The sequence below is a fragment of the Leuconostoc rapi genome (assembly GCF_016908715.1).
Classification (GTDB): domain Bacteria; phylum Bacillota; class Bacilli; order Lactobacillales; family Lactobacillaceae; genus Leuconostoc; species Leuconostoc rapi.
The window spans coordinates 1-11,860 of the sequence record NZ_JAFBEK010000016.1; the positions used below are offsets into that span (position 1 = coordinate 1).

Annotated in this window: 15 protein-coding genes; 8 read left to right on the forward strand and 7 right to left on the reverse strand. The window is 33.5% G+C overall.

What is annotated here, in order from left to right; genetic code table 11:
- The first annotated feature begins 100 nt into the window (after positions 1-100).
- Entirely contained in the window at positions 101-307 is a 207-nt protein-coding gene (locus tag JOD28_RS09420; protein WP_223824714.1) for a VIT1/CCC1 transporter family protein, read from the forward strand.
- Between the two features lie 80 nt (positions 308-387).
- On the opposite strand, the gene JOD28_RS09425 is transcribed toward JOD28_RS09420, so the two are convergent.
- The 4 genes from JOD28_RS09425 to JOD28_RS09440 form a co-directional block, all read right to left on the reverse strand.
- The gene (locus JOD28_RS09425) at positions 388-1,350 is read right to left on the reverse strand and encodes a cation:proton antiporter (protein WP_010277818.1); all 963 of its coding nucleotides are present in this window, start codon (positions 1,348-1,350) and stop codon (positions 388-390) included.
- 566 nt (positions 1,351-1,916) lie between these two features.
- Positions 1,917-3,449, reverse strand: a complete 1,533-nt coding sequence (locus tag JOD28_RS09430; RefSeq protein WP_010277814.1) for a ClC family H(+)/Cl(-) exchange transporter — start codon at positions 3,447-3,449, stop codon at positions 1,917-1,919.
- A 174-nt stretch (positions 3,450-3,623) separates the two neighbouring features.
- Positions 3,624-3,971 (reverse strand): FluC/FEX family fluoride channel, encoded by a 348-nt coding sequence (locus JOD28_RS09435; protein ID WP_013102144.1) that lies wholly within the window; start codon positions 3,969-3,971, stop codon positions 3,624-3,626.
- On the reverse strand, positions 3,968-4,369 hold the full coding sequence (locus JOD28_RS09440; RefSeq protein ID WP_010277807.1) for a fluoride efflux transporter FluC: 402 nt from the start codon (positions 4,367-4,369) through the stop codon (positions 3,968-3,970). Before JOD28_RS09440 ends, JOD28_RS09435 begins: the two co-directional genes overlap by 4 nt.
- Before the next feature lie 284 nt (positions 4,370-4,653).
- Between JOD28_RS09440 and JOD28_RS09445 the strand changes: the two genes are divergently transcribed.
- The 4 genes from JOD28_RS09445 (at position 4,654) to JOD28_RS09460 (ending at position 7,376) form a co-directional block, all read left to right on the forward strand.
- Positions 4,654-4,920: a hypothetical protein gene (locus JOD28_RS09445; RefSeq protein WP_013102143.1), complete on the forward strand. Its 267-nt coding sequence runs from the start codon at positions 4,654-4,656 to the stop codon at positions 4,918-4,920.
- 578 nt (positions 4,921-5,498) lie between these two features.
- Positions 5,499-6,062 carry a recombinase family protein gene (locus tag JOD28_RS09450; protein ID WP_010277799.1) on the forward strand — a complete coding sequence of 188 codons (564 nt, stop codon included), beginning with the start codon at positions 5,499-5,501 and terminating at the stop codon, positions 6,060-6,062.
- Between the two features lie 481 nt (positions 6,063-6,543).
- A complete protein-coding gene (locus tag JOD28_RS09455; RefSeq protein ID WP_128684604.1) occupies positions 6,544-6,897 on the forward strand; it encodes a hypothetical protein in 354 nt (117 codons plus the stop codon).
- A gap of 41 nt (positions 6,898-6,938) precedes the next feature.
- Positions 6,939-7,376 carry an IS3 family transposase gene (locus tag JOD28_RS09460; protein WP_010277789.1) on the forward strand — a complete coding sequence of 146 codons (438 nt, stop codon included), beginning with the start codon at positions 6,939-6,941 and terminating at the stop codon, positions 7,374-7,376.
- A gap of 201 nt (positions 7,377-7,577) precedes the next feature.
- On the opposite strand, the gene JOD28_RS09465 is transcribed toward JOD28_RS09460, so the two are convergent.
- From JOD28_RS09465 to JOD28_RS09825, 3 genes are all read right to left on the reverse strand, one after another.
- The gene (locus tag JOD28_RS09465; RefSeq protein ID WP_010277786.1) at positions 7,578-8,111 is read right to left on the reverse strand and encodes a 5-formyltetrahydrofolate cyclo-ligase; all 534 of its coding nucleotides are present in this window, start codon (positions 8,109-8,111) and stop codon (positions 7,578-7,580) included.
- A 31-nt stretch (positions 8,112-8,142) separates the two neighbouring features.
- Positions 8,143-8,715, reverse strand: a complete 573-nt coding sequence (locus JOD28_RS09470) for a uracil-DNA glycosylase family protein (protein ID WP_010277783.1) — start codon at positions 8,713-8,715, stop codon at positions 8,143-8,145.
- A gap of 65 nt (positions 8,716-8,780) precedes the next feature.
- Positions 8,781-8,939: a hypothetical protein gene (locus tag JOD28_RS09825; protein ID WP_010277781.1), complete on the reverse strand. Its 159-nt coding sequence runs from the start codon at positions 8,937-8,939 to the stop codon at positions 8,781-8,783.
- Between the two features lie 262 nt (positions 8,940-9,201).
- Between JOD28_RS09825 and JOD28_RS09480 the strand changes: the two genes are divergently transcribed.
- The 3 genes from JOD28_RS09480 (at position 9,202) to JOD28_RS09490 (ending at position 11,691) form a co-directional block, all read left to right on the forward strand.
- Entirely contained in the window at positions 9,202-9,405 is a 204-nt protein-coding gene (locus tag JOD28_RS09480) for a hypothetical protein (RefSeq protein ID WP_010277777.1), read from the forward strand.
- Between the two features lie 1,131 nt (positions 9,406-10,536).
- Positions 10,537-11,349 (forward strand): ParA family protein, encoded by an 813-nt coding sequence (locus JOD28_RS09485; RefSeq protein ID WP_010277775.1) that lies wholly within the window; start codon positions 10,537-10,539, stop codon positions 11,347-11,349.
- A 12-nt stretch (positions 11,350-11,361) separates the two neighbouring features.
- Positions 11,362-11,691, forward strand: a complete 330-nt coding sequence (locus tag JOD28_RS09490; RefSeq protein WP_011666813.1) for a hypothetical protein — start codon at positions 11,362-11,364, stop codon at positions 11,689-11,691.
- Positions 11,692-11,860: the final 169 nt, after the last annotated feature.

Below are 11,860 nucleotides of genomic sequence, written 5' to 3' on the forward strand. Positions count from 1 at the left end.
TGAAATCTTGTGAATAACGAATTGACATAAAAATACTCCTATACTTTCATTTTACGGACTGAATAAAAATAGTCCATTTTTTTAGTATAAGAGCAGTGGTATCTGGCCATTACTATCCGTGATATTACTACCCGACAATCTGAAAGTTATAGGAACAATTTTGGCAACGCTTTGGGCACTTTTTTTAACTGGTTGGCTAAGCGCTTGGGCGGGACGAGCACCAATAATTCCAGCTATTTTGCGCAACATATTCACAGGAGTGCTCACAATGGCCTTCACTTATTGGCTTGGAACCCTATTTAAGTAGCAAAATGAAATTTTATAACGCATAACCTGACAGAAACCAATCAGCCATCTGCTAATATAGCAACTTTTATAATTGTAATATCAAATCTTTTTGAACAGTGGTTTCATGATTATCGGAGCTACTATTGTTGAAACGATGACAGCAACAATAAACTCCGCTGAAGTATAATCATCAATAATATGTGATGATATACCTATTTGAATAATCACAAGGGCCATCTCACCTCTAGAAATCATGCCTGCCCCAATTGCACTTGAAACTCTGGTATCTAGACCAGAAATTTTTGCTCCCCATAACGAGCCAACAAATTTTGTGACAATAGCTAAAATACTAAAAATTATAATAGCTGTTATCTTATCTCCCAGTCCCTGGATTACGATTTCAAGACCGATGGACCCGAAAAATACAGGGTAAAAGAAAGAATTACCCATTTTCGTACTGATAACACCAATTTTATCAGAAAAATTATACTTCCTGAGTAGTATACCTAACGCAAAAGCGAGTAATGGTAAAATACTGTTTATCCCCAGTGCACCTCCACCTACTAAAACAGAAAATAAAGTCACCGCAAACAAAGCAATTATGTCATCTATTACAGCCGCCGAAAGTATGATTGCTCCTATTGCAGTGGCTAATTTTTTTTGTTCCGATAGTACAGCTAACGTTATAGAGATTGAAGTTGCAGAGAACACAACACCGGCAAATATGGAAGTCTGTATATTATATCCAAGCAATAAAAATGCAATCGGGAAAGTAATTAAGGGTAGTAGTACCCCCATAACTGCAATGAGTGACGATGCTTTAATGTATCTTTTCATTTCCTTTAAATCCGACTCTAGTCCCGAATTTAACATCAGTAAAAAAATACCTATCTCAGCTATCAAGTGGATTAAATTACTTGACTGTACTATATTAAATATGCTGGATCCTAAAATGATACCTGAAAATAGTTGCCCAACAACTTCAGAAAAACCAAACCAGGTGCCTACCTTTCCCAGAAAAATAGTAACTATGACTAAGAACATGATTAATAGATATTCCATTATTTCTCCTAATATTTAAAAAGCTCCAAAAAATGCTAGTTCCCCGACTAACAATTCTTGAAGCTTGCGCCCAACCGTTTAAATTAAATTAAGTTAAATATACCATAGTTTTATTATTCAAATCAAATTTCGCTATATATTATTGTCCTGATCCTACGATATAATTTTTAAAAAGACATTTTCTGTCTCTAATTAAAAAAATATGATTTTTTATTAGCAAAAAAGGAATATATAGAAATTGTTTAAACAAAGAACTTACACCAAAAAAAGCTGATGGTTAGTACAAAACTAATTTTTATATCATCATACTCCATCTCTTCTTAGGCAAATTTTTATTTTGATACAATTATGTTGAATATAATTTCACTATTACGATGTGCTCACTCAATCAAAACACTCTAAATTACGATAAAGTGATGTTATCTCAATTGAATTTGAAACTAAAGCTGGTTCCAATTATTTGTAAAAAAGAATCTCCTGGTAATTATTTCTGTAATTGTAATTTAATTGATAACGAATTTATCTTTTCGACGCAAAAACTCTAAAATCGTGTTTTTGAAATTTATTTAGTTGTTAAGTGATAGTTGATTTCTAGTAATTTTTGCATCTTTTTGGTTCATTCTAATATAAATAATATCACCAGCACGTAATACTAAGTCTCCTTTGGGAATCAGTACATTTTCAGATCTTCTGACCAGTGTAATCAAACTATTTGATTCCAGTTGTAAGTCTCTTATTTGTTGATCTTCTAGCATACCACCAGCAAGAACAGTGACTTCCATAGTTATCATGGAGGACGTCGCTAAATGCGCTGGTTTTCTTTTCAACAAACGTTCTAATAAAGATTCATATATTGGTGCACCATTTAATAGATCAACTACTAAGTAGGCTACTAAACTTACAAGTGCTAAAGGTAAAATGTGGGTCACACTCCCAACCATCTCAAAGATAAGAATAATTGCAGTAAATGGTGCCTTACCAATACATGCGAAATAACCTGCCATACCGATCACAATAAAGTTTAAAGCATAATTTGCACTCATGAGATGTAAATAGACAAATATATGAGCCATCAATGCGCCACTTAGTGCACCTAGAGTCAAAATAGGTAAAAATATTCCCCCTGGCAGACCGGAACCGTAACTAATCATTGAGAAAACAAATCGAACTAACAAAATTACGATGATCATTTTCATTGTCATAGGTGCTTCTTTCAGTGATAAAATTAAATTATTTCCCCCACCTAAAAGATTTGGCCATAAAATTCCAATCGGTATCACCAAGATAAACGGCACGATACCGTATAAATATTTAGGAACCCTAATTTTACTGTAACAATTTAAGCTGAATAGTAAAAATTTTTGATATAAAAAGCCAAATAAGCCTAATATAATACCAAATACCAACAATAAACCATATAACTGTACCGGGAAAACGCTTAAGTGTCCAATAGATAAAACTGGTGTTTGGCCAAACAAAACCGTAGAGACAAAATCCGAAACGCTTGCGCCTGTCAATGCACCAACCCAGACAAAGGGAGAAATACTGTGATAGACTTCCTCCAATACAAACATAACGCCGGCTAAAGGTGCATTAAATGCAGATGATAAACCTGCAGCGGCACCACTGGCTATAAGCCCTTTCGATTGATTATGACTAAGACGTTTATATGATGCCACACCCTGACCAATTGATGCACCCAGTTGAATTGAAGGACCTTCCCGCCCCAGCATTAAACCACTACCAATAGCCAAAATTCCTGATATAAATTTCCGCCACAATGTCGACCACCAGTTTATTTTTAGTTCACCCAATAATAGACCTTCAACCTGTGGAATGCCGGAACCGGATATATTAGGTTCTTTGTTTAACATCCATGAAACAATTAAAAAACAAATTAAATTAGCAGTTATCACTAAAAATATTAACGCTATATTGCCATGTGAAATATCGAGATACAGCGTTTGCACAAATTGAAGCAATTTTTCAATTGTCCAGCGGAAGACACTAACAACTATTCCTGTTAAAAAACCTATAAGTGTGCCATATAATACTACTGACAGCTTTGATGTATTGAGTCTAATTCTTTTTTTAAACATAAAATCAGTTTACAACAAAAAGGGGGTTGATTCCAAATACAGGAAAATTTAACGATTTTCTTTATATATTCTCATTCTTTGATTAAAACAGAATCAAGCGAATTCGTTTTGTGTATGTATTAACAAAACATCAAAGACATTTAAAACTGCGTGTTTCACATTCAAAGTATTTCGTTAAACGTGTATGTGTATAGCTACAATAAATAAAAAAATTCCTAAGACTAATGTCAATGCAAAATATACCATACTCCGTTTAAAACTATTAAACTGCTCTCCCTGTGTCATCATGGTGCTGAATGTCGTCAAGCCGCCAATAAAACCCGTTCCAATAATAATATGCCAGACGTTGCTGTTCATATTAACTGATAATACACCCATCAAAAAAGCACCAATAATATTAACATAAAAAACACCTGTGAAAAAATTTGTAATCCTTGGCATAAAACTTATAACTAGATATCGAATAACAGCACCTAGCCCAGCAGCTAAACAGAAATACAAATAAAAGTTAAAAAAATTCACTGATTTAATCTCCGATTTTTTCCTACATTTTTCCCAAAAACAACTGCAATGTAAGCCAGTATAAAACTAATTAATGTATAAATAATACTAATTAAAAAATTTTCTCTACCTAATTGATTAATTTGAAGTATAAATGTGCTGAATGTTGTAAAGCCACCCATGATACCCGTCCCTATAAAATTTTTTAAAATTAAAGAATAGTCATAGCTGTCAGGAATGACTGCTCCGATATAAGCAAGGAAGAATGATCCTAAAACATTGATGACTACTATAACCCAAGGACTACTCCCAATATGTGGAATTTCGGTAATTAGTAGCCTGAACAAGCTACCTAATGACCCACCAAAAAATACTACAAGACAACTAGTCAGCAGGGTACTATCTTTTAAATATTTCATGTTTTCTCCTAAACAATACTTGTTAACACTTTAAAAAGTATAAAAATCAAATATTTATATTTTATAGTGTCTCTTCAAAAGTAAAAATTACAGATGTGGAAAATAATTTACTGATATCATCATGTATCTAAAATGCACGTTATACCAACCTAAATTGGGATACTACGTGAAAATAGAAAAGAGATAATTATGATCAGTTCAGTACAATTTGAAAACACAAAATGTTATTCAAACCTATCAAACAAAGACTGCATTGCAAGTAAGGAATTCGTTTTTTTTTAAAAATGATTCTTGCGGAAAATGGCTACAAAATAGATAACATTGAAAATAACTTAGCACCAAAAATTGCAAATATAACGCTTTCTGATGACAATACCGCCCTTAAGCAACGTATATACGTTGAGTCAACAATATCAAATAAGATTCCGAATTTCGTATACTTAATATATCAAGAACGCCATACACCCGATGAAGTATCGCTTAGTACGACCATTTCATTACTAACCCCATTTAGTATTAATGGATTATTAAACAACACACCTGAAAATTAGTTTAAAAATGCTAAATAAAAACAAGCAAAATGATCTATGAAATAGAAATAATTGGCAAAAACAGTGAAAGTGGTATAGTATAAATATAAACAAAAAGACCCATGTTAGGTACATGACCTTTTAAGTCACAAGCGTGCTTCAGCGTTGGTAGTTGTTATTTTGTTAATAAACTAAAATAGTCATTTCACGAAAACCCCTAGAACCGGCCAAAGTTAAGGGGTTTTTGTTTACCTATTTTTTAGACTTTTTAATTTCTTTTAGTAGTTCGACTACTTTCGTAGCTAAAACAACCAGAAATGTGATCAACACAATTACCGCGGTCTAACAGACCATTTGGTGTTATCCTTTCAGGTAGCCTTGAGTTTCAACAATAAGCATCACCCCCAACTATCAGATTCCACCAGTCCTTAACTTGCTTGCAAATAAAATTATATCATAACCTAATCTTCACAAAAAAATATGACAGCTTTACAGTTATTAGTGCAATAAACTTTTAAGTATTTTGCGCTTTTTCAAAGTCATGCTATACTTGGCTTTATATACTGCAACTTAGTTATGCAATTTTAAAGAGGTATAAAATGACAGTTTATGGTTATGCACGGGTTTCAACAGCTGGACAATCTTTATATGAACAAAAAGAGACTTTGAAAAATGCCGGGGCTGAAATGATTTTCAGTGAAAAATATTCAGGTACAACTACATCACGACCACAGTTTAAAAAACTTGTCAATCTAATTGAACCTAATGACACATTGATCGTCACCAAGTTAGATCGCTTTGCTCGAAATACACGTGAAGCATTAAATTTAATTGATGATCTTCTGAAACAAAAAATTGTGATTAAAGTTCTAAACTTAGGAACAATTGACAATACCCCAATGGGTCGCATGATTGTAAGAACATTACTTTCGGTTGCGGAAATGGAACGCGACATGATTATCGAACGTACGCAGGCTGGTAAGATATTTGCAAGGCAACACAATCCCAACTATAAAGAAGGTAGACCCAAAAGAAAAAAAGATAGCCGAAACACAGCTATCTTTGAGTATTCTCAAACGCACACAATAAAATCTACAGCAGAAGCTTTCAATATTTCTGTTAGAACAGTACAATACATTAAAAAATTGTTTATTCAAGATTAGTTATATTAAATTAATGGCAGATGACAAAAATATACGTCTTCCAATTGATATGCATATATGATATCAGTTCAGTAACATGGACAAACGCTTATACCAGACTCACACTTTATTATAATCAACCAATTTTACCTAGATTTACAATGCTCGTATACTGAAAATCAGGACTGCTTTATTTCTAGGGCATAATCCGATGCTAATATACTAAAAAATGGACTATTTTTATTCAGTCCGTTATTCACAAGATGTCAAAGATTTCTTGGTTAAACTTCACCAAGAAGGCCGTTCACTTAAATCACTAGCAGAAGGATTCGGACCGTCGAACGATTCTATGGATATTTGGGTTAAACAAGCTACTCCAATCTTGATCAAGGGTCAGTCAAAGACTTTAAAATACGTCAAGGAACTAGAGAAGCGCCTCACTATTTTGGAGGAAGAAAACGAAATTTTATCACGCATAGCCTGACAGGCAGCGAGCGGATATTTGACTAGTCAAAAAATAGTTCGTAATGTGGGATTGCCGCTAGTTAATCAATTTTTAGCACAAGGCTACGCGCTTGTGCGTATTTTAAGTCCACTTAAAATCAGACCTAGTACCTATTACAACTGGCACCATTGGCAGTTCAGTCGACAAGAAAAGCGTAGAGAATGCCTAAAACCTTATATTTTGGACGTTTGGAAAACCTTTAAATTTTATGGCTATCGTCGTATTGCTACTTATAGTCAACTAACCAATGACTGCCCGAAAATATCTGAGTATATGACACTCAAATTGATGCGTGAATTAAGGATTAGATCAAGCATGCAAAACGTTATCGCAAACACAAAACCGTTGTGACGGTTTCTCAAAAAACTAATCTGATTAGGCACTAGCATGATTTGAGCGGTATTTGGCAAACAGATATCACTTATATTCAGTTGACTAATCACAGATGGGCCTATTTAGCAACCGTTTTGGATCCTGAGAAGAGAAAAGTATTAGGCTATAAAATTGGCAATACAAGGACAGCCGAACTAGCTACAAGTGCCTTACAGATGGCGTTAGATAATCATCAAAAGCCACTAATAGTTCATTCGGATATGGGGTCACAATACACGAGTGCTGAATTTAATACCAAGGGTCAAAATTATGGCTTGAAACATTCATATTCACTCAAAGGACATCCATACGATAATGACTGTATGGAAGCGTTTCATTCAATATTGAAGCGTGAAGAAGTTTATTTGAAGGCATACCAAACATTAACTGAGGTCCAAGCAGCCATTGGTTGGTATATCAATTTTTATAATCGCAGTCGTATCTCAAATGTCGCCTAATTAACTGAATAAAAATGGTCCAATTTATTGACTTCTAAGCAATAGACTGGGCTACTAGAAATATCTATTTGAGAGGAGCTAACACAGAATTTTAGAATAATCATAATTACCTAAATGAGATTGTTTAACATAAAGTAATTAAAAAAATAAACTCATAATGAAAAACTAACATATTCATTATAAGTTTATTTAGCATAAATCCTATTTTATAAGATACCTCACCGGTCTATCCCACGTATCCTTTGAAAATTTATGGATTGATTGAGGAGGCAACACTAGCGAAACCGTTATACCATTATACTCTGCCAACGTTGCGTCAAAGAAACCTGCACCGTAACCTATCCGATAATTATCTTCGCTAAAGGCTACACCGGGAACCACCATTAGATCTATTCCCTTCAAATTTTGTGCTTGATTTTCATCTTGTGTTGGTTCTAGAATTCCGAATTTTGATTTACTCATTAAACTTTCTATATAGTCAAACCATAATAATTTTCCACTACTCACCCTAGGTACTACTACTTTCTTATGGCTTCTCAATGCCTCCTGAATAATGACATCAGTACTCAATTCGTGTTCCATACTTATAGTTACAGCCACTGAATTAGAGTTATTCCAATATGCCTTAGAAAACAGAATTGCCTGTAATCGCTCTTCTTCAGTAATCTTGCTATGGTAATCATATAATTTTAGTTTATCCAAGGTCATTTTTCTTATTTCTTTTTTACTAAGCACTGCTACAAATCTCCTCCAAATTATCTTCAAACTAATCCGATAAAATCTTACTAATTATCTCTTTTAATTCTGGCACAACCTCTTGTTCAAACCACGGATTTTTTTTAATCCATATATTATTTCTTGGTGAAGGATGAACTATCGGAAAATAAAGAGGCAAGTAATTTTTGTAGTTCTTTATTACATCGGTTATCTTGCTTTGATAACCAAGATTCAGATAATATTTCTGAGCATATGATCCCACCAATATAATTAACTGAACATCGGGCATAAGCTCCAATAATTTTGGGTGCCATTTGTTAGCTACTCCTCGTCTGGGCGGTAAGTCACCCCATTTTCCTTTTCCTGGATAGTAAAAGTCCATGGGAATTACGCCAATTTTTCCTGAATTATAAAAGGTATCTTTACCAACCCCGATCCACTCTCTTAATCGATCTCCCGATGCATCATCCCACATTATACCCGAGTTTTGAACTCGTAATCCCGGTGCTTGACCAATAATGACTAATTTTGCTTTTTCCGATACGTGAAATATTGGCCTTAATCCTTTTTTAGTAAACTCCATATTCATTTGATCTGCTGCTATATCATCAATAATACTCATATTCCCCCTCCTAACCAATGTATAATAATTATTATAAGCTACTTTATCAAACTTATATTGATTTATTAGTTCACAACTAAACTATAAAAGTCTACCAAGAGTCGTGCAACTTCTTTCTGCATCGCATTAAATTCGGCACGAGTCACTGGCTTACCACTCACATCAGTCATAACGATCTGAGCCTTTTTGACCCAACCCGTGACGGTTTTACAGCCAAATGACATTCATTGGCTAGGGAATTAGCAGAATGGCCCTCATTGTGCAAGGCAACAATTGGTGATTTAAATTCAGTTGAGTATCGCTTAGCTTTCATAATAAAAAACTCCTATACTTGATTATCTCGGATTATGCCCTAGAAATAAAGCAGTCCGGATTTTCAGTATACGAGCACTTCTTACTTCACGAGAATAAGCAAACGTATCCGTCTCTAATGCAGAAAACGATTATACCGAAAAAGATCGAATCCTTGAAAAAGAGGCTAATAATATGGCTAGCATATTATTAGCAAATAAAAAATCCACTCAATTATTACTAGATGATAGAAAACCTTTTAATTATTTGCGCAACTCTTTCGGAATTAGTAATCAAGCTATGTGCATCCGCTTATTTAACCTATTCTATTTTCAAACAGCTAAACAGGTCTTTGAAGAAGAAAAACAAGTTAAGAATATTTTTATCTTCTCACAATAAACAATTGCCAACTATATTTATAAAAATTATCAATTAAATATCAAATAAAATCTGCCACCAAACACGGAAACCGCGCGACAGCCAACCGCCACCACAACAGTTAAGATCGCCCGTGGTTATTATTATGATTGTGACTTTTTTTATTGTCTTTAAATCTAAATCAATAGAGAAAACTAAAAGAAGTTGTTGACACAGGAAGTTACAAATGCTTGATTGAGAGTGAGGGAAGTTTTGAGCTGAAGATAGTTTTCCCCTTGTTTTGGGAAGAAGAAAACTTTACTGTTAACAAACACTTGACCGATCGTTCAGTCGTCCGTCACCTTATCCATACAAGCCTTGGTTTTACCCGCCTGCTTTAATTAACTACTTTATTCATTAAACCAATAAAAAAACGCCCTTATTGGCGCTGTATCACTATATTTATTATCTTTTTCGCGTTATACAGCTTAAATACAAGCCCTGTGTCCGTAGACACCGTTTTACCTGCCGAGCCGTTTGTGGCCGCTCTCACCCTACTACACGCCCAGTATGGATTGTTTGTGTAGCACCCACATATTTTTGTACAGTAGTGTCTGGGAAAATGGCACTTGTCTATTTTTTCGTATACCATATACAGCGATTTGGATCTTCCGAGTCACACTAGGTAACTACCCCCTACACGTCATATATGCCATACCCCTTAAAGTGTTTGGCTTCACTCTTTTTGAAATCACCCACATTTACAACACAAAGGTTATGTTATATAATATAGATACACATTCTCGTACATATAAGAATCATGTAGCTATCAAGGATTGCCGTCCTTGGTGGCTTTTCTTTTTGTAATAAATTAATTATCTCAATTTATGTTTATGCACATAATATAACGTAATAGCTACCGCTATGTCAATAATTTTATAAAGTTATTGTGATATGTATATATTTATAAAGTTATATTATTATAAATTTATACTTTTATATTTTGCTACTTTTATATTTTTATGATAGTATAAATTTATAAATTAAAAAAAGTGTTTACGTATCAGTTATTAGCATGTATTGAGTATAAAAATATATTTTTATAAAAATATACTTTTATACTTTTATACTTTTATAAATACATAATTTTATAATTTTATAAAGGAGTTAAGAATGACTAAAGTTATCACAACTGGAAACTTCAAAGGTGGGGTGGGGAAGACAACAAACTCCGTAATGCTGTCTTATACATTGTCTAAAATGGACAAGAAAGTATTACTAATTGACTTAGATCCCCAAGCTAATGCAACAGATTTATTGCTAACAACAATGACTAATATTTATAAAAAGAAACCTGACTTTAAAGAAACACTGTTTGAAGCCATCAAAAATAATAATCCACAGGAAGCGTTAATAAATGTAAAAGATAATCTAGATTTGTTACCATCTTACTCAGACTTACAAAACTATGAACGTTACCTTTATGATAATTTTTCTGATGATTACTCACAAGATCATCACTTAACAAATTTCATTAATGAATTCAAAAATGAATATGACTTTGTATTTTTAGATATTCCACCACAACTGAACAAATTTACAGACAATGCACTGGTAGCCAGTGATTTTGTAATCGTTATACTACAAACACAAGAACGGGCTCTAAAAGGTGCTGAAAAATATATAGAGCACTTATTAGAGTTACAAGATGACTATGGTCTGAATATAGATCTTTTAGGAATACTTCCCGTACTACAACAAAATGGATCAGAACTTGATTTAGATGTCTTGCAAGATGCCACAGAAAGCTTTGGTGATAACAATATCTTCAAAACTCATATTAAACAGATGAACAGACTAAAGAGATTTGATAGAACTGGTATTACCGATAATACTAAGGATATCCACGACAAACGTATACATGCAATATATGGCGATCTCATCAAAGAAACGCTCGAGCGCATAAATATATTTGATCAAAAATAAGGAGCATTTATCATGACTGACAATATTGGACTAAGCTCATTCCGAAAAAAGAAAACAGAGCGCCCAGAAAATATTACACCAGAACTATCAGAAGATATTAACCGCACAATGCCAGAAGACTTGCTAAAGCTTCCACAAAGTAGGCTTACAAGTAAAGACTTACCAAAATCGATTAGGCTCCCATTAAACACACACACAGCCATTAGCACAATTGCCACTTTGCAAAGTAAAAAAATTTACGAGGTAATTAATGATATTGTGGAAGAATATATTAGTAACTTACCTGCGAGTGAAAAGAAGATTATTCGTTCAAGTATTGAAACCGTAAACAATAATCATTAATTAAACTGGTTTATATTTTTAACAAAAGAAAACTAACTTTGTAATGTTTCTAAAAGGAGCAGAAAACAAAAAGTTGCTCTTATACTAAAAAAATGGACTATTTTTATTCAGTCCGTAAAATGAAAGTATAGGAGTATTTTTATGTCAATTCGTTATTCACAAGATTTCA

Excerpts from the sequence above, each read along its gene's own strand:
- JOD28_RS09485 (WP_010277775.1), top strand. The coding sequence starts at position 10,537 with ATGACTAAAGTTATCACAACTGGAAACTTCAAAGGTGGGGTGGGGAAG.
- JOD28_RS09480 (WP_010277777.1), top strand. The coding sequence starts at position 9,202 with ATGGCTAGCATATTATTAGCAAATAAAAAATCCACTCAATTATTACTA.
- JOD28_RS09440 (WP_010277807.1), bottom strand. The coding sequence starts at position 4,369 with ATGAAATATTTAAAAGATAGTACCCTGCTGACTAGTTGTCTTGTAGTA.
- JOD28_RS09470 (WP_010277783.1), bottom strand. The coding sequence starts at position 8,715 with ATGAGTATTATTGATGATATAGCAGCAGATCAAATGAATATGGAGTTT.
- JOD28_RS09490 (WP_011666813.1), top strand. The coding sequence starts at position 11,362 with ATGACTGACAATATTGGACTAAGCTCATTCCGAAAAAAGAAAACAGAG.
- JOD28_RS09445 (WP_013102143.1), top strand. The coding sequence starts at position 4,654 with ATGATTCTTGCGGAAAATGGCTACAAAATAGATAACATTGAAAATAAC.
- JOD28_RS09825 (WP_010277781.1), bottom strand. The coding sequence starts at position 8,939 with ATGTCATTTGGCTGTAAAACCGTCACGGGTTGGGTCAAAAAGGCTCAG.
- JOD28_RS09425 (WP_010277818.1), bottom strand. The coding sequence starts at position 1,350 with ATGGAATATCTATTAATCATGTTCTTAGTCATAGTTACTATTTTTCTG.
- JOD28_RS09430 (WP_010277814.1), bottom strand. The coding sequence starts at position 3,449 with ATGTTTAAAAAAAGAATTAGACTCAATACATCAAAGCTGTCAGTAGTA.
- JOD28_RS09450 (WP_010277799.1), top strand. The coding sequence starts at position 5,499 with ATGACAGTTTATGGTTATGCACGGGTTTCAACAGCTGGACAATCTTTA.